The organism is Mesorhizobium sp. WSM4847, from assembly GCF_055811335.1.
In genome coordinates this window covers 38240-56297 of record NZ_JBVVPY010000019.1, presented here as the reverse complement: position 1 = coordinate 56297, position 18058 = coordinate 38240, and the positions used below count along the sequence as shown (strand labels likewise).

The 18058-nt window shown below is 64.5% G+C and carries 14 protein-coding genes; 11 read left to right on the top strand and 3 right to left on the bottom strand.

The features are described 5' to 3' along the window. Positions 1-101 precede the first annotated feature (101 nt). The 5 genes from ligD (at position 102) to AC0L28_RS24620 (ending at position 6297) form a co-directional block, all read left to right on the top strand. The gene (gene ligD, locus AC0L28_RS24640; protein WP_473480810.1) at positions 102-2582 is read left to right on the top strand and encodes a DNA ligase D; all 2481 of its coding nucleotides are present in this window, start codon (positions 102-104) and stop codon (positions 2580-2582) included. Between the two features lie 89 nt (positions 2583-2671). Next, positions 2672-3586, top strand: coding sequence for a non-homologous end joining protein Ku (ku, locus tag AC0L28_RS24635; protein ID WP_023799023.1), 915 nt, complete (start codon positions 2672-2674; stop codon positions 3584-3586). Positions 3587-3600: 14 nt separating this feature from the next. Further along, positions 3601-4689: a tetratricopeptide repeat protein gene (locus AC0L28_RS24630; protein WP_473480927.1), complete on the top strand. Its 1089-nt coding sequence runs from the start codon at positions 3601-3603 to the stop codon at positions 4687-4689. 183 nt (positions 4690-4872) lie between these two features. Beyond that, positions 4873-5517: an alpha/beta hydrolase family protein gene (locus AC0L28_RS24625; RefSeq protein WP_128172991.1), complete on the top strand. Its 645-nt coding sequence runs from the start codon at positions 4873-4875 to the stop codon at positions 5515-5517. A 9-nt stretch (positions 5518-5526) separates the two neighbouring features. Further along, complete coding sequence (locus AC0L28_RS24620; protein WP_473480806.1) at positions 5527-6297, top strand: exodeoxyribonuclease III; 771 nt, start codon at positions 5527-5529, stop codon at positions 6295-6297. A gap of 59 nt (positions 6298-6356) precedes the next feature. On the opposite strand, the gene AC0L28_RS24615 is transcribed toward AC0L28_RS24620, so the two are convergent. After that, a complete protein-coding gene (locus tag AC0L28_RS24615) occupies positions 6357-6821 on the bottom strand; it encodes a GFA family protein (protein ID WP_287174972.1) in 465 nt (154 codons plus the stop codon). A 220-nt stretch (positions 6822-7041) separates the two neighbouring features. Between AC0L28_RS24615 and AC0L28_RS24610 the strand changes: the two genes are divergently transcribed. The 3 genes from AC0L28_RS24610 (at position 7042) to AC0L28_RS24600 (ending at position 11939) form a co-directional block, all read left to right on the top strand. After that, positions 7042-8523: a WD40 repeat domain-containing protein gene (locus tag AC0L28_RS24610; RefSeq protein WP_287174961.1), complete on the top strand. Its 1482-nt coding sequence runs from the start codon at positions 7042-7044 to the stop codon at positions 8521-8523. Positions 8524-8604: 81 nt separating this feature from the next. Continuing rightward, positions 8605-9879 (top strand): tetratricopeptide repeat protein, encoded by a 1275-nt coding sequence (locus tag AC0L28_RS24605; protein ID WP_287174959.1) that lies wholly within the window; start codon positions 8605-8607, stop codon positions 9877-9879. Positions 9880-9932: 53 nt separating this feature from the next. Beyond that, entirely contained in the window at positions 9933-11939 is a 2007-nt protein-coding gene (locus AC0L28_RS24600) for an amidase (RefSeq protein WP_473480801.1), read from the top strand. Between the two features lie 58 nt (positions 11940-11997). Here AC0L28_RS24600 and AC0L28_RS24595 read toward each other — a convergent pair whose 3' ends face one another. Beyond that, the gene (locus tag AC0L28_RS24595; RefSeq protein WP_023799016.1) at positions 11998-12327 is read right to left on the bottom strand and encodes a hypothetical protein; all 330 of its coding nucleotides are present in this window, start codon (positions 12325-12327) and stop codon (positions 11998-12000) included. Between the two features lie 177 nt (positions 12328-12504). On the opposite strand from AC0L28_RS24595, the gene AC0L28_RS24590 reads away from it, so the two are divergent. Further along, positions 12505-14127 carry an ABC-F family ATP-binding cassette domain-containing protein gene (locus AC0L28_RS24590; protein WP_287174954.1) on the top strand — a complete coding sequence of 541 codons (1623 nt, stop codon included), beginning with the start codon at positions 12505-12507 and terminating at the stop codon, positions 14125-14127. 66 nt (positions 14128-14193) lie between these two features. Here AC0L28_RS24590 and AC0L28_RS24585 read toward each other — a convergent pair whose 3' ends face one another. Then, positions 14194-14625, bottom strand: coding sequence for an SAM-dependent methyltransferase (locus AC0L28_RS24585; RefSeq protein ID WP_287174953.1), 432 nt, complete (start codon positions 14623-14625; stop codon positions 14194-14196). Positions 14626-15185: 560 nt separating this feature from the next. Between AC0L28_RS24585 and AC0L28_RS24580 the strand changes: the two genes are divergently transcribed. Both AC0L28_RS24580 and AC0L28_RS24575 read left to right on the top strand, forming a co-directional pair. After that, positions 15186-16490 (top strand): mechanosensitive ion channel family protein, encoded by a 1305-nt coding sequence (locus tag AC0L28_RS24580; RefSeq protein ID WP_287174951.1) that lies wholly within the window; start codon positions 15186-15188, stop codon positions 16488-16490. 293 nt (positions 16491-16783) lie between these two features. Next, positions 16784-17914: a KamA family radical SAM protein gene (locus AC0L28_RS24575; protein WP_287346168.1), complete on the top strand. Its 1131-nt coding sequence runs from the start codon at positions 16784-16786 to the stop codon at positions 17912-17914. Positions 17915-18058 lie beyond the last annotated feature (144 nt).

The following is an 18058-nucleotide window of genomic DNA, read 5'->3' as shown; positions in this document are numbered from 1 at the left end:
ATCCAATCTCCCCCCTCGTGGGGGAGATGTCCGGCAGGACAGAGGGGGGCGCGAAGGAATGAGACGCTGGTTGCTGACTGCCGCGCGCTTCGGTCTTTGACATGCCAGCTCCCTCCAAACTCAAGGCCTATCGCGCCAAGCGCGAATTCAGCAAGACGCCGGAGCCCGCCGGCGGGCCGGTTGCCGCAGAAGGCAATCGCTTCGTCGTCCACAAGCACCATGCCACCGCCGACCATTACGATCTTCGCCTGCAAGTCGGTGACGTGCTGAAGAGCTGGGCGGTGCCTCGCGGCCCGTCGCTCAATCCGGCCGACAAGCGGCTGGCGGTCGAGACCGAGGACCATCCGCTCGAATATATCGACTTCGAAGGCGTCATTCCCGAGGGCGAATATGGCGGCGGGCCGATGATCGTCTGGGACACCGGCGTCTGGGCGCCGATGGACGATGTCGAAAAGAGCTTGCGCACCGGCTCGTTCAAATTTCGTCTCGCCGGCGAGAAACTGAATGGCGGCTGGATGCTGACCAGGCTGAAACCGAAGCCCGGCGAGGATGAGGGCAAAAAGAACTGGCTGTTGTTCAAGGAGCGCGACCTCGCCGCCGACGCCAGGCTCGACATACTGGAAGCCCGGCCGGAAAGCGTCAAATCCGGCCGTCGCATCGAGGAGTTGGTGGCAAAGCCTGCCGCAAGGCCTGCGAAACCGGTGGCATTGAAACCCGGTGCGCTGCCGGGTGCGGTCAAGGCGCCGCTGCCTTCCCGGATCGAGCCGCAGCTGGCCACGCAGGTTCCGAAGCCGCCGGGCGGCGAAAGCCCTGCCGAAAAAACGCGCGAAATCTGGCTGCACGAGATAAAATTCGACGGCTACCGCACCATGGCGCATCTGGCCGACGGCGCGGTCAAATTGATCACCCGCGCCGGCCTCGACTGGACCAGGCGCTATGGCGACCTGCCGCTCGCCTTTGCCAGGCTGCCCTGCCGCGATGCAATCATCGACGGCGAGGTCGTTGCGCTCGACGCGAGGGGCATCAGCCGCTTCGCGCTGCTGCAGGAGGCATTGGCGCAAGGCGCCGGCAACAAGCTCCACTTCTATGCCTTCGACCTGTTGTATCTCGACGGCTGGGACCTGACAAAAGCGCCGCTCGGCCGGCGCAAGGCGCTGCTGTCGCAATTGCTGTCCGGCCTGGGCGCCAACTCCGCCATCCAGTTCTCGGACCATGTCGAAGGCGATGGCCAGGCGCTCTACGACCAGGCCTCCGAGATGGGGCTGGAAGGCATCGTCTCCAAGCGCGCCACGGCGATCTACCAGAGCGGCCGCACCAAGACGTGGACCAAGACCAAGGCGCTGAAGACCGGCGATTTCGTCATCGCCGGCTACACCACCTCCGCTGCAGCCGAGGGGCTGGCCGCACTCGGGCTCGGCGAATTCGAGGATGGCGAGCTGCACTATCGCGGCAAGGTCGGCACCGGCTTCGACGCCGCCACCGCCACCGCGTTGCTGGCGCGGCTGGAGCCGCTGCGCGCCGGCGCGTCTGCACCCGAAGGCGTTCCACGCGAGATCATGCGCGAGATGAACTGGGTGCGGCCGCTGCTTTCGGCCCATATCCACTATGCCAACCGGACCACCGACAATGCGCTGCGCCATGCCGTGTTCCGCGGACTGCGCGACGTCGGCCTGTCGACGCCTGTATCGGCCAAGCGCAAGCGGTTGATCGCCGAGGCCGACCTCGCCACGATCTGGGTGACCAACCCGACGCGGCGGCTGTTCGGCAGAACCGGACCGACCAAGCTCGATATCGCCGTTTATTACGCGCTGGTCGGCGACTTCATGCTGCCGCATATTTTGGGCCGCCCGGTGTCACTGGTGCGCTGCCCGACCGGCAAGCCGCAGGACTGCTTCTTCCAGCGCCATGCCTTCACCGGCATGCCGAAATCGGTGGCGACTTTCGAGGCGACCAATTCCGAGGGCGAGACCAAATCCTACCTGTCGGTCGAGGATGCCAAGGGCTATCTGGCGCTGGCGCAGTTCGGCGTCGTCGAGTTCCACACCTGGGGCACCCATCGCACGCGGCTCGACAAACCCGACCTGATCGTCTTCGACCTCGATCCCGGTGAGGGGGTTGGCTGGCGCGAGGTGGTCGAGGCGGCGGTGCATATCCGCGCCGAACTGGAGGCGATGGGGCTGGTGCCGTTTGCCAAAACCTCGGGCGGCAAGGGCATCCACATATCAGTGCCGGTGACGCAAAAACAGAACTGGAAGAAGCTGCACCAGGCGACCAGCGCCATCTCCTCGGCATTGGCCGCCACGGCGCCCGATACCTTCACCACCACCATGGGCAAGGACAACCGCAAGCGGCGCATCTTCATCGACTTTCATCGCAACGCGCGCGGTCACACTTCGGCGGCACCCTATTCGCTGCGTGCCCGCACAAACCTGCCGGCCTCGACGCCGGTGAGCTGGTCCGATCTGGAATCCATCGACGCTCCGGAAGATTTGAATTATTCTTCGCTGCCGGGCCTTCTAAACACCTCCGGCGATCCCTGGGCCGACATGGAAGATTTCGCTAGGGATTTGCCGGTATTGTGAGGGCGATGTAGGTTTTGCGCGGCGCCGTTCGTCCTTTGGACGAAGCGCTGCGAACAGTTCGACGGTGCACGGCCGCGTAGGAGAGTTTCATGGCGCCCAGGGCAAGTTGGAAAGGTTACCTCAAGCTCAGTCTCGTCAGCTGTCCGGTCCGGCTGTATCCGGCGACGAGTGCCAGCGAGCGCATCAGTTTCAACCAGCTGCACAAGGACACCCACAACCGCATCAACATGAAGCCGGTCGATCCCGAGCTCGGGCTGGTCGAGCGCTCGGATCTGGTCAAGGGCTACGAATACGAGGACAAGCAGTACATCATCATCGAAGATGCCGACCTCGAGGCGGTGCGCATCGAATCCAACCACACGATGAACATCGAAGCCTTTGTCGACGAGCATTCGGTCGACGTCATCTATCAGGACGCCCCCTACTACCTGGCGCCGGATGGCGCGATGGCGGAGGAAACCTTCGCCGTGCTGCGCGAAGCGATGCGCAAGTCCGGCAAGCTGGCGATCGCGCGGCTGGTGCTGTCCAGCCGCGAGCGCGTGGTGACGATCGGCGCGCGCGAGAACGGCATGTTCGTCTGCACCTTGAGGAACCCGAACGAAGTGCGCGGCACGGCTGAATATTTCGGCAACATCCCGGCCGGCAAGCCCGACCCCGAAATGCTGCAGCTTGCCGAAGCGCTGATCAAGCAGAAGGAAACCACCTTCGATCCGAAGAACTACGAGGATCGCTATGAGATCGCGCTGATGGCGATGATCCGCGAGAAGCTCAAGGGTCACAAGCCGATCATCGCGGCAGCGCCCGAGCGCGGCAATGTGATCAATCTGATGGATGCGCTGAAGGCCAGCCTGTCGCAGTCGGCCAAGCCGCCGGCCAAGAGCAAGAGCAAGGCCGATGAAGCGGCGAAACCGGCAACGAAATCCGCCAGGGGCGGCGCCGGCGCGGCCAAGGAAAATCCGCTCAAGGCCAATCTGCTCAAGGCCGTCGGCAAGAGCAAAGGGTGACAGCGCCCACCGGTATGATTTCCGGCAGCGTCTTCGGCGCGATCGGCGCGCTGGCGGCGTTCCCGCTGAGGCTGGCGGCGCGTGAAGTCGAGCGCCGGCAGGGCCAGTTGCGACGCGGCGTCAACAGGCGCACCAGCCATGTCGTGTTCGGCCGCACGCTTCTGGCCAAGGCCGGGGATGCCGAGATCGAGCGCCGCGTCGCCGCCGAGCGTGCGGCCGGGCGCAAGCTGATCAGCGAAAACGGTTTTTTGCGCCTGCTCGGGCTGATCAAGGCGCCGGAGGCTTCGGCGCTGCCCAGGCAGTCGCTCATTGACCAGTCGCGGCTTGCCGCCGCCAACCTCGACCTGTTGTCGCTTTTCGATGCCTTCGAGCATGATGGCGAACCCTATTCGTTTCGCGACCTGATCCTGGCCCGCAAATATGCCGGGCTGATTGCCGGCGGCGCCTCGTGGGGGGCGATCGCGCGCTCGGTGCACCGCTGCGGTCCGATCGCCTCGCTGACCGCCAAGTCGCTGAATGTCGGCTCGCAGCATGGGCGTGCCGATCAGATCTACCTCGAGGGCGGCCAGAGCGAACTCGACGGCCAGCTGCTGTTCGATTTGGGGTCGCCGGATGACGACACGCTGGAAGAACTGTTCGCCGACGCCGAAGCCGCGGAAGAGGCTGAAGACCACGAGCAGGCGGCAGCACTCTACCAGCGCTGCCTGGCCATCGATTCGGGCGATGCGATCGCCGCCTTCAACCGCGCCAACTGCCTGCGCGCCGCCGGACGCGCGGCCGAGGCGGCGCACGACTATGCCCGCGCCATCAAGTGTGACCCCGGCTTTGTCGAGGCCTGGTTCAATTTGGCCGGGCTGATGAGCGATGAGGGTCGCGAGGCCTCGGCGCGGCGGCACCTGCAGAAGGCGATAGCGCTCGACCAAAACTATGCCGACGCGGTGTTCAACCTGGCAAGGCTGGAGTTCGACGCCGGCAACCTCGCCGAGGCGCGGCGGAACTGGTCGCGCTATCTCGAGCTCGACGCCGGCTCCGAATGGGCGCGGATGGCGGCCAAGGGTATTCAGTTTGTCGATCTGCAGCTGGCGCACAAATCGGCGGGGTGAGGCGATGGCGCTCCCTTCTCCCCTTGTGGGAGAAGGTGGATCGGCGCTTTAGCGCCGAGACGGATGAGGGGTGCTGGAAGAAATGAGGCGTTGGCGTTCCCTGGAACACCCCTCATCCGACCGAGCTTCGCTCGGCCACCTTCTCCCACAAGGGGAGAAGGGGTCGTCTACGTTGGAGTTCCCATGACCACCTTCCTCTTCGACGGCCCAGACACCGCCGCCATCACCATCCTGCTCGCCCATGGCGCCGGCGCGCCGATGGATTCTGCCTCGATGACCGCCACGGCAAAAGCGCTGGCCGAAGCCGGGTTTCGCATTGCGCGCTTCGAGTTCCACTACATGGCGGCCCGCCGCTACGGCCATCGCAAGCCACCGCCGCGCGCCGAGACGGTGAACCCGGAATACATCAAGGCGATCGCCGACCTCAGGGCGAAGGGCGTGAACGGGCCGCTCATCATCGGCGGCAAGTCGATGGGCGGCCGCGTCGCTTCGATGATCGCCGACGAGATGTTTTCGAAGGACGAGATTTCAGGGCTGCTTTGCCTCGGTTATCCCTTCCATCCGCCGGGGAAACCGACGCAGCTTCGGACAAAACACCTCGCCGGTCTCAAGACGCCGACATTGATTTTTCAGGGCACACGCGACGAGTTCGGCACCAGGGACGAGGTCGCGACCTACGATCTTTCCGACACCATCGAAATGCGGTGGCTGGAAGACGGCGACCACGATCTTAAACCGCGCAAGAGCATCTCCGGCTTCTCCACTGCCGATCATCTGAAGACTCTCGCCGATGCGGTGAAGGCGTGGACCGAACGCATCGTGCGCTGAAGCAGGCCGATGAAGATCGCCACCTTCAACGTCAACAACATCAACGGCCGGCTGCAGAACCTGCTCGCCTGGCTGACTGTCGCCAAGCCCGACATCGTCTGTCTGCAGGAACTGAAGGCAAGGCAGACGCAGTTTCCGCGCACAGCACTCGCCGCGGCCGGCTATGGCGCGGTTTGGGTGGGACAGCCGACCTGGAACGGCGTTGCCATACTGGCGCGGGGTTCAGAACCCGTTCTGACCCGCGAGGCGCTGCCTGGCGACGACAGCGACAACCAGGCCCGCTACATCGAGGCGGCGGTCAGCGGCATCGTCGTCGCCTGCCTCTATGCGCCGAACGGCAACCCTCAACCCGGCCCGAAATTCACCTACAAGCTGGCGTGGCACGAGCGCCTGAACACGCATGCGGAAGAACTGTTCGACACCGGCCTGCCGGTGGTGCTGGCCGGCGACTACAACATCGTGCCCGAGCCGCGCGACATCTATCCGACCCGCTCCTATGACGACAATGCGCTGGTGCAGCCGGAAAGCCGCGCCGCTTTCGCAGCGCTGCTCGACCAGGGCTGGACCGATGCGCTGCGCAAAAGACACCCGAAGGAGACGCTCTACACATTCTGGGATTATCGCCGCAACCGCTGGCCGCGCAACGCCGGCCTGCGGCTGGATCATATATTGCTGTCCAAGAAACTGACGCGCCGGCTGGCCGGGGCAGGCATCGACCGCGACGTCCGCGGCGAGCCCGGCGCCAGCGACCACGCCCCGGTGTGGGTGGAGTTGCGGTGAGAGCGGAGATTGGCCGTCATTGGCGGTTTCGCCAATCTTAATCCTTCATGCGCAACCGGTCAGCCCGGTCGCGCGCCTTCGCGGGCGAAGGCCTCGATCAATGGCGTATACCCCTCAAGGTCGGGTTGGGTGGCGAAGCTGTGGCTGGCGGCGGTCGTTGCCCAGGGCAGCCTTTCCGACGTGAAGACCTCGACGAAGGGCACATACCAATGATGCTCATCCAGCATGGTAGCGCGAACGTTGACGAAGAAGTCCAGGCCGTGCGGATGCGTGAACATCCAGTTCTTGCAGTGCGGGCAGTAGAGTTGCCGGTGCGGGCCATGCATGCCGCCGACCACCGGCTCGCCTTGCGTAACGGTGAAGCCGCTGCTTGGCACCGCCATAGTCAGGGAATAAGCGCTCGCGCTCAGCTTCTGACAGCCGGTGCAATGACAGGCCATGGTCAGCAAGGGCGGCGCACTTATGCGAAAGCGTATCCCACCGCACAGGCAGCCGCCTTCCCACGGTAATTTCCACCCATCCATCATTGGCCTCGATCGGTCTTGAGCCCTGCCGAGCGATTCTAGCGCGCGACCGGGCAACATTGCGGCGACCAAGAGTGTCGCCAGGCCATATCGAGCGCTTTGGCGCAGGCGCGTGTTTTGCGCTCGCTGTTTCGCTCTTCGGAATTGACCGGGCATCGACAAACCCGGCGCCGACCTGCATCATTGCGGACGAAGCGAACAGCGGCGCGAGGGGAGCCCGATGAACAGGTTTGTCGACAGGCTGCTGGCAATGCTGCTGCTGGCGATCGGCATGCTCTGCTTCACACGCGTGTATTTCGCGCTGGGCGGCGAGGGCGCCGGCGACGCTTTCGCGTCCGCGCGCCTGGCTTTTTTCGGCGCCGCGGGTGTTTTCTCAGCTCTTGCCGCCCTGCTGTTCTGGGCCGGCCTGTTGCCGGGCCGATCGACGCTCGCTCCGAAGACGCCTCTGTTCGGCAGGGGCGCCGAACTGCAACCCGGCGGACGACCACGCCTGCGGCGGCTCTTTGCCGTCGTTCCGTTCCTCGCCGTGCTCGCTCTGGTGGCCGACCAACTCGGCCCCTGGTCGCGGCAGCCACAGGACGCCGGCAAAAGCCTGATCGCCGAGCAAACCGTGCCGAGCGCGCCGGAAAGCCAAGAGGTCACCAGCGCACCGGCCCCGGAACCGGAAGCGGCTCCTGCCTCGCCATCCGAGGTCGCGCTTGCCCCACCTGTCTCACCGCCGGAGCCTGCTCCAGCCCCGGCTGCGCCACCGCAGACCGTCGCGCCGCTGCCTCAGGCTCCGCCGCCGCAGCCGACGCAGCCCGATGGCCACCGCGAGCCCGTCGTCTGGCTGGCGGTGGCGTCCGACGGTCACTCGATCATGAGCGCCAGTACCGACCGCACGATCAAGCTCTGGGATATCGATGGCAAGCGCCTGATCCGCACCCTCGGCATCCACAAGGACATGGCGCGTACCGCGCTTTTCCTGCCCGATGGGGCGCGGGCGCTGACGGCGGGCGACGATGGCGAGATCGTGCTGCGCCAGCTCGCCGATGGCGCGGTGCTGCACGTCTTCTCGTCAGGCCAGAACGGCGGCGTCAACAAGCTCGCGATCGGCCCGGACGGCAAACGTGCCGTCAGCGGACACGACACCGGCAGGGTTATCGTCTGGGATATCGAGAAAGGCTCGGTGCTGCATGTGATGCCGGGGCACGACTGGTCGATCAGCGGGGTCGCCGTCTCGCCCGACGGCACACGCGCGATCAGCGGCAGTATCGAGGGCACACTAAAACTATGGGACATCGGCACCGGCAATCAGCTGCGCAGCTGGCACGGGCATGAGCGCGGCCCCTATGGCGTGGTGTTCACGGCCGACGGGCGCCATCTGATCACCGGCAGCGGCGATTATACGATCAAGCTCTGGGATCTCGACAGCGGCCGCGAAGTCCGCCGCCTCGAGGGCCATTCGGCCACGGTCTATGCGCTGGCGCTGTCGACCGACGGCAAGCGGCTGCTGTCCGGTTCGCTCGACGGCACGGCACGGCTGTGGGACATGGAAACCGGCAGCGAGACCGCGCTGTTCGACAGCCGGTCCGGACCGATCTACGCCGTGGCGTTCGCCGCTGACGGAACAGTGCTGACCGGCGGCTACGACCGCACCATCCGGGACTGGCCGGCAGGCGGCGGAGACGGGGTGGTGCTTTTCGCCGGAGCGCCAGATTGATTAGATTTTCAAGGTGCGAATATTTCGGAAAGAGGCGGCGTGCGCTAATGATTACCGCTATCGACAAATGGATTGGCGAACGTGAGCAGTGAAGACTGGCTGCTTGAGGCGAACACAACTGTGTCCATTTTGCCCGTGCCACATCGCCGAAGAATCTTTCCCATCGTCTTGCTTGTGTTGGCTGCTGTCGTGCTGTTTTGGCCAGCTCGCAATTATTACGTTCAGTGGTCGGCCATCCAGAAGGCGCAAGCGGCATTCCTCGACAAGGACTACGCCGAGGCATTCCGCCACTGGAAGATAGTGGCCGACGCCGGCAACCCCGATGCGCAGAACAATATTGGTTTGATGTATTGGTTAGGCCAAGGCGTTGCTCGGAATGACGCGCTGGCAGTGAACTTTTGGCGCAAGACCGCAGAGGCAGGAAACCTAGATGGTGCGTCCGGCCTCAGCCAAGCTTATTATGATGGCAGAGGTATCGGAAAAGACGATCAGTTGGCCTTAATGTGGGCGCGGAAGGCTGCGGACAATGGGCACGCAAATGGTCAACACTTCCTTGGCGTTCTCTATTCAGAAGGCCGGGCGGTGGCGAAGGATGACCGCAGGGCGTTCGAATGGTGGATGAAAGCCGCGGCCAGTGGCCTCGCCGATGCGCAATATGCCGTTGGAACTGCATATGCGTTGGGAAAAGGCGTGGGCAAGGATGACGCAAAGGCATTTTCCTGGTTCAGTAAGGCGGCCGATCAGGGATATCCCAACGCTCAATTCGCTGTTGGCCAAGCCTATTCACAGGGTTGGGGGGTTCAACATGATCATGCTCAGGCTGCCGTCTGGTGGCGTAAAGCGTCCGAACACGCCAACGCCCAGGCACAAGCCGCGCTTGGCTATGCATACTCAATCGGCAACGGTGTTACCCAAAGCGATGCGGACGCAGCGTCTTGGTGGCTCAAGGCGGCCAATCAGGGAGACGTCAGTTCGCAACTGAACCTGGGGGTCGCCTATTCGAAAGGCGCTGGTGTTAGCAAAAGCAAGGCGGACGCGGTTTCGTGGTGGCTCAAGGCCGCTAAGCAGGGAGATATCCAGGCCCAGCTCCTCGTGGCATACGCCTATGCCAATGGTGAAGGCATCGCCAGAGACCACAAATCTGCTGAGTTCTGGTGGCTGGCTGCCGCGAAAACGGGAAATGTCGATGCCGAAGCCAGTCTTGGGATGCTGTATTATCGCGGTATCGATGGACAACCGGACTACAAGGAAGCCGCTAAATGGTTGCTCAAGGCTTCTTCCCATGGCCATCCCGGTGTCCAGATTTATCTGGATATGATGAAGGAGGAAGGTCTGTTGGACACCAAGACATTGTAGGCGAAGATCATATTTGACCTTGTTGCGGATAACAGACGTTTGGCTTTCCCAAAGTGACCGATCTCCACATCGTCGAAGCGTCGATCGCAGAGCTGCGGCAGGCGCTGGAGGCCGGCACTGTCACCAGCGTCGAGCTGGTCGGGGCCTGCCTGCGCAGGATTGCGCATTACGACCGCCATGGCATCGCCCTCAATGCCGTTCCCTTGCTCAATCCCAAAATGTTCGAGGAGGCGGCCGCGTCCGACTGGCGCCGCAGGAATGGTGCTGCGCTCGGGCCGCTGGACGGCATCCCCTATACCGCCAAGGACAGCTACAAGGTATCAGGCATGACAGTCGCCGCCGGCTCGCCGGCCTTCGAGCATCTCATCGCCAACGAGGACGCCTTCACCATCGGGCGGCTGCGGGCCGGCGGCGCGGTGCTGATCGGACTGACCAATATGCCGCCTATGGCCAATGGCGGCATGCAGCGCGGCGTCTACGGCCGGGCGGAAAGCCCCTACAATGCCGATTACCTGACCGCCGCCTTCGCGTCGGGCTCGTCGAATGGTTCCGGCACCGCGACCGCCGCCAGCTTCGCCGCCTTCGGGCTTGGCGAGGAGACATGGTCGTCGGGCCGCGCGCCGGCGTCGAACAACGCGCTGGTCGCCTACACGCCGTCGCGCGGCGTCATTTCCGTGCGCGGCAACTGGCCGCTGGTGCCGACGATGGACGTGGTGGTGCCGCATACGCGTAGCGTGCCCGACATGCTCGAACTGCTCGACGTGATCGTCGCCGACGATCCGAACACAAGGGGCGATTTCTGGCGTGCGCAGCCCTGGGTGGCGCTGCCGAAGAGCTCGGATGTACGGCCGCCAAGCTACACCGGCCTTGAGCTGGAGGGAGCGCTCCGAGGCATGCGGCTCGGCGTGCCCCGCATGTATATCGGCCGCGATACGGACGTTGCGATCCAGACCCGCGCCTCGGTGCTGGAACTGTGGCAGCAGGCGGCGGCCGATCTGCGGCGGCTCGGCGCAGATGTGGTCGAGGTCGATTTTCCCGTCGTCTCCAACTACGAGCGCGACCGGCCGGGAGCAAAAAACATGGTCGATCGCGGGCTGATTCCCAAAGGATTCGCCGAGCGCGAGATCTGGGACCTGTGCGTCTTCGCCTGGGACGATTTCCTGCGCGCCAATGCCGACCCTGCCATCGCCGATCTCGCGTCGGTCGACGGCCCAAAGATCTTTCCGCAGCCGCCGGGCACGCTGCCGGACCGTTATGAGGACAGTTTTGATGTGGCGGAATATGTCGAGCGGGCCAAGCGCGGCGTCACGCCATTCCTGGCCATTCCCGAGCTGGAGGCCGGCCTGAAAGGCCTGGAGGCGACGCGGCGCATCGATTTCGAGGATTGGCTCGCCGCGCAACGGCTCGACGCGGTGGTGTTTCCCGCCGTCGCCGATGTCGGGCCGGCCGATGCGGATGTCAACGAGGCCTCCGCAGCACTGGCCTGGCGCAACGGCACCTGGGTCGCCAATGGCAATCTGGTGCCGCGCCATCTCGGCATTCCGACCGTCACCGTGCCGATGGGCGCGATGGCCGATATCGGCATGCCGGTCGGCCTAACCTTCGCCGGCAAGGCCTATGACGACACCCGGCTGCTGCGGCTGGCCGGCGACTTCGAGCGTTTTGGCCAGCGCCGCAGCCGCCCGCCGCGCACGCCGGAACTTCCCGACGATGTTTTTTTCGCCCGACACAACGCGAGCATGCCCGGCGAGACGCCGCCGCTGACCGTGGCGCTTGCCGCCGAGACGCGCCATGCCGGTGATCAGGACGAGATAACAGTCACGCTAGATGTGGCCGGAACGGGAATCGAGACCAGCGTGAAAGTCCATGTCAACGGCGAGCCCATTCGCATGCAACGGACCGGCGCGCGCTTCACCGGGCGTGCAGTCTTACCGGCCAAAGAGCATGAGAGAATTCACATTGTCTGGCGCGGCGTGTATGGCTCGATCGTCACCGCCGTCGTGCGTCTTGAGGACGGACGCGCCGCCGGCGCCTACGTGGTGACCGGCGGGATCGGGTGACCATCCAGCTTCGCCTTGTGCTGCGGCGCGCCGTCTGCAAACGGCTTTTCAATTCGCGTCAGTCCGGCTTGCAGGGGTCGGCCTTGGCCGCTGCTGTCTTCTCGCCCTCCTGCTGCGCCTCGACATCCTGCTGCGAGGTGGCAAGGTTTTTATCGCCGCCGGCTTCCTGGTTGGCAAGCGGCATGGTGTTGCCGGTCTTGTTGGCCGGGCCGCCCTTTACCCTGTTACCGGTATTCGCGTCGGTTTCGAGGGGCGCGCGCGTTGCGTCTTTTGCGACGCCTGATTGAGCTTCGATCGATGCGGTCGTGTCGTGGCAGGTAGCGCTTGCCGTGCCGGCCGTCAGCCCGATCATTGAGGTGGCGAGCAAAATAGCGGTTAGGGTCTTCATCTCGTCCTCCTTCGCTGTTTGAGGTCATCTTTCTAAACTGCCGGCCCTATCTGAGGTTCCGCCAATTCAGTTCGAACTTCGAATGTGGCGTCGTATTCCGATTGATTTGCGGGCTTCCGCAGGCGCCGCCTATCGCGTATTGGCGCGGGGAAACTCCCTTGGGCGCGCGTGAAAAGCATGATTCGACTGGAAAGCATCAGCAAGCAGAACGGCCGGCAGATCGTCTTCATCGAGGCCTCCGCCTCCTTGCAGAAGGGCGAGAAGGTCGGCCTGGTCGGCCCGAACGGCGCCGGCAAGACGACGCTGTTTCGCATGATCAACGGCGAGGAGCAGCCCGACGAGGGCCAGGTCTCGGTCGATCGCGGCGTCACCATCGGCTATTTCAGCCAGGATGTCGGCGACATGGCGGGCCGCAGCGCGGTTGCCGAAGTGATGGACGGCGCCGGGCCGGTGAGCGAAGTGGCGGCCGAGATGGGCGCGCTCGAAGCGGCCATGGGCGATCCCGATCGCGCCGACGAGATGGACGCCATCATCGCCCGCTACGGCGACCTGCAGGCGCGTTTCGAGGAGCTCGACGGCTATGCGCTGGATGGCCGCGCCCGCGAGGTGCTGGACGGCCTCGGCTTCAGCCAGGAGATGATGGACGGCGACGTCGGAAAACTTTCCGGCGGCTGGAAGATGCGCGTGGCGCTGGCCAGGATCCTGCTGATGCGGCCCGACGCCATGCTGCTCGACGAGCCGAGCAACCATCTCGACCTGGAAAGCCTGATCTGGCTGGAACAGTTCCTGAAGAATTATGACGGCGCCCTGCTGATGACCTCGCACGACCGCGAGTTCATGAACCGCATCGTCGACAAGGTGGTCGAGATCGATGGCGGCTCGCTGACCGCTTACTCCGGCAACTATGAATTCTACCAGCAGCAGCGGGCGATCGCCGACCGGCAGCAGCTGGCGCAGTTCGAACGCCAGCAGGCGATGCTGGCCAAGGAGATCGCCTTCATCGAGCGCTTCAAGGCGCGCGCCTCGCACGCCGCCCAGGTGCAGAGCCGGGTGAAGAAGCTGGAGAAGATCGACCGCGTCGAGCCGCCAAAACGACGCCAGAAAGTGTCGTTCGATTTCCAGCCGGCGCCGCGCTGCGGCGAGGACGTGGTGACGCTGAAGAACGTCCACAAGGGCTATGGCAGCCGCCCGATCTATCAGGGGCTGGATTTCCAGGTGCGCCGCCGCGAGCGCTGGTGCGTGATGGGCATCAACGGCGCCGGCAAGTCGACGCTGCTGAAGCTGGTCGCCGGCGCTTCCGAGCCGGACAATGGCACGGTGGCGCGCGGGCCCAGCGTCAGGATGGGATATTTCGCCCAGCACGCCATGGAAGTGCTGGAGGGCGAACGCACCGTGTTCCAGACGCTGGAGGGCGCCTTTCCGCAGGCAGGCCAGGCGCCGCTCAGGGCGCTTGCTGGCTGCTTCGGCTTTTCCGGCGACGAGATCGAGAAGAAATGCCGGGTGCTGTCGGGCGGCGAGAAGGCGCGGCTGGTGATGGCGCTGATGCTGTTCGACCCGCCCAACCTGCTGGTGCTGGACGAGCCGACCAACCACCTCGACATCGCCACCAAGGAAATGCTGATCACGGCGCTCTCGCAATATGAAGGCACCATGCTGTTCGTCTCGCACGATCGGCATTTTCTGGCGGCGCTGTCGAACCGGGTTCTGGAACTGACGCCCGAGGGGATTCATACCTACGGCGGCGGCTATACGGAGTATGTCGAGCGAACCGGGCAGGAGGCGCCTGGGTTGCGGAGCTGAGGCGCAGAGCGGCGTTGCCGCTCACCATGACCCAAACGCTCGATTCCGGAAGGAAGCACGGGCTGCTCAGCCGTGTATCACAATTTCGCGCAGCGGATCGCCGCCGTCGATGAACAGCCGGCCTTGCGCCGTCAACGCGGCCTTGAGCCGTTGCAGGGCGATTTTTCCTGCTTCGGGATGACGCCCGTCCAGCGCGCCGACGCGCACCGCAACTGCAATGTCGAAGTGCTTTTCGTCCGCCTCCAACTGGAAATCCTCGATGGCGACCTGACGCAGGCTCAGCCGGCCCGCTGCAATCTCGGCGCGCGAGGCGGCCCTGGCCTGCGTGATGGCCTTGGCCGAGCGGTCGATCGCCAGCACGTGGCCGTCGCCAATCCGGCGCGCGATCTCGCGCGCCGCAGCACCCGGTCCGCAGCCGATCTCCAGCACCCGCATGCCCTGCCGCAAAGGCAGCGCATCGACGATCGCCAAAAGCCTTGGCGACAAGTCGTTCGCCATTCCGCTTCTCCAGCCTTTCCGTGAGCCGAGATTAGCGACCATGGCTGGCGACGGGAAGGCCGACACCTGAGGGGATCGCGGACGTCGTCGATGTGTTCACCGCCGGTGAAGGCCCCTTGATCGATATCGAAGCGGCCTACGATCGGTCGACTTTTCAACTGCGCGACAGGAACAGTAGGGGATACTTAAAGAAGAAATAAACCCCGAGCGGCCCGGCGTCGTTGGCCTGAGGGGGGCGGGACTGGCGCCGAGCCTAACCGGTTGGGGGGTAGATCACCGGCCACCTGCATACATACGCTAAATCTAATTTAAGAGCAAGCTAATGTAACAGTGATTCAATGTTGCGCGTTGGCGATTTTCCAGCGGTTGTTTCCAATCAGTTGATGTTTCTGGCGGCCGCTGACTGGCCGCGTGCGTCATGGCGGTGGCTAACCCTGACATGTTGAGCGGACCGGCCAGGAGGCGCCGGGGGCGCGGGGCTGAAGCGCAGAGTGCCGGCTTGACCCTTCACCAGGCCGGCGACATTGTGCTGTTCGCCAGTCCATAACGGTCGTGTGGTAATGGATTTTCGCAACGCCATCGATGAATCGCTGGCCTGGGCCAGCCGATGGTTCGACTACGCCGTCACGCCGTGGTTTTTCTATCAGGCGGCCATCATCGTCACGCTCTTCCTGGTCGCGAAGCTCGCGGCGCAGCGCATCGAACCGCTCGTGGAGAACCGGGCACGCCAGATCAAGGGGCATCCCGGACTGTTGAGGGTCGTCGTTGCCCTGTTGCGGCGCACCGACTGGATACTGTTCACGGTCTTCCTGCTTGCAGCGCTCGTTCTCATGCGCGCCGTCACCTGGCCAAGCCGGACCCATTTCATCTATATCGCGCTCTCGCTATCGCTTGCGTGGCTGTTTGCGTCGGTGCTGTCGCGCATCGTCCGCAATCGCTTTGTCGCGCGGGCTCTCGCCTGGCTGACCTGGATCTATGCGGCCCTCGTCATCCTGGGCATCGATGACGACGCCGCGACTTTCCTGGAAGGCCTCGCAATACCTTTGGGCGCGGTGCGCCTTTCGGCGCTCATGGTGCTGAAAGCGGCGCTGCTGCTGATCGCCACGGTTTGGCTTGCGGTGGTCGTCGGCAAGTATATTGACGAGCGCGTCCGCATCTCCGAAGAGCTGACGCCCTCGATCCGCGTCCTCGTCGGCAAGGTCGCAAAGGTCGGCCTTGTGCTGGTGGCGGGTGCCATCGCCCTGTCTTCCGTCGGTCTCGACCTGACGGCCCTGACGATATTTTCCGGTGCCGTCGGCGTCGGCCTGGCTTTCGGGCTGCAGAAGGTGGTTTCGAATTTCGTCTCCGGCATGATCATCCTGCTCGACAAGTCGATCAAGCCGGGCGACACCATTTCGCTCGAAGGCACTTTCGGCTGGGTGCGCGAATTGCGGGCGCGGTTTGTCTCGGTGGTGACGCGCGACGGCCGCGAGTACCTGATCCCGAACGAAGACTTCATCACCCAAAGGGTCATCAACTGGTCGTTCAGCGACAACCTCGTGCGGCTCGACGTGAATTTCGGGGTCTCTTACGACGCCGACCCGCATAAGGTCAGTGAACTGGCCATCAAGGCCGCCATGAGCGTCGGCCGTGTCGAAGCGGACCGGCGGCCGGTCTGCTGGCTCACCGACTTCGGCGAATCCTCGCTCAATTTCGTGCTGCGCTTCTGGATCCACGACCCTCAGCAAGGCCTGACCAACGTGCGCGGCAGGGTGCTGCTGGCGCTGTGGGACACTTTTAGGGAAAACGGCATAGACATCCCCTATCCGCATCGCGAGATCATCATGAAGCCGGACGGGCGTGCTGAGAAACCAGGCGGGCGCTGAAGCTGCCAATCTCCCCCCTTGTGGGGGGAGATGTCCGGCAGGACAGAGGGGGGCGCTGTCCCGCCGACTTCTCTCACCGATCCGCTCTCACGCGCATTCGCTTAGAACGTCCTTTGCGCGTTCAGAACGAACAAGGTTGGCGATCCTTCGCGCCCCCCTCTGCCCTGCCGGGCATCTCCCCCACGAGGGGGGAGATTGGCAGCTTCGGCGCCGTGCGCGTTCGCGAGTGCATCCGGCAAGGGTTCGCACCCCGGCTCCAATGCTGTATCCAGCCCGAATTCAAGGAGCCTGCGATGACCTCACACCTCGATACCCCCGACGCCGTCATGGCGGCCGACGACGAGCCCGCCTACGACAGCACGTGGCAGGGCGATGTTCGCGCCGGCGTGCGGCAGGTGCGCGATCTCGACTCCCTGCCGCTTTCGCCAGCCGAGCGCGCGGCGGCTCAAGCCGCGGCCACGCGCCACAAGGTTCGCATCCCAAAAGCCTATCTCGACCTGATCGACTGGAGCGACCCCGCCGATCCGATACGGGCGCAGGTCATCCCGTCGCCCGACGAGCTGGCTGAGCAGGAGGGCGAGCTCGACGATCCGATCGCCGACCACGCCTTCAGCCCGGTGCCGCGATTGACGCATCGCCATGCCGACCGGGTTCTGCTGTTTGCGACCTACCAGTGCGCGGTCTATTGCCGGTTCTGCTTTCGCAAGGAGTCGCTGACCTCGATCGGCCGGGGTTTTTCGCGCGAGGCGCTGGAGCCGGCCTTCGCCTATATCGAGGCCCACCCCGAAATCCGCGAGGTGATCCTGACCGGCGGCGATCCGCTGTCGCTGCCGGACAGGGCGCTGGCAGAAATCCGCGCCCGCATCGAGGCGGTTGCGCATGTGCGGCTCTTGCGCATCCACACGCGCGTGCCCGTAGCGCTGCCCTCGCGCGTCACGTCAGGAATGGTTCGCTCGCTGCAGGGCCGGCTGATGGTCACAGTCGTCACCCATTTCAACCACGCGCGGGAGATCACGCCGGCCACCGAAGAAGCCTGCCGCGCGTTGCGGCAGGGCGGCTTCGTGCTGCTCAACCAGAGCGTCCTGCTGAAAGGCGTCAACGACACGGTCGAGGTGCTGGAGGAGCTGTGCCGCGAGCTAATGTACCGCCTCGGCGTCAAACCCTATTACCTGCACCACGGCGACCTCGCGCGCGGCATGGCGCATCGGCGCACCACGATTGCCGAGGGACGGGCGCTGGTCAGCGCCTTGCGGGCGCGCCTGTCGGGCATCTGCAACCCCGTCTACGTGCTGGACCTGCCGGACGGCGGCGGCAAGGTGCCGCTCGGGCCGTGCTATGTCGAGGCGCGGGACGGGGAGACCTGGCGGATTCGCGGGCAGGACGGGACGGTGAGGACCTACACGGAGCTTGTCGGCGACCTCTGAAACCTTGGTTCCTCGCCCCCGCAAGCGGGGGAGAGGTGGCCGCGAAGCGGTCGGAGAGGGGGGCCTCTGAAGTGGGGAACCGCGCCCGGGATGAAGGCCGTATTGCGCAAGCCGGCGGAAATTAACCCGCTCCCGGGGGGGGGG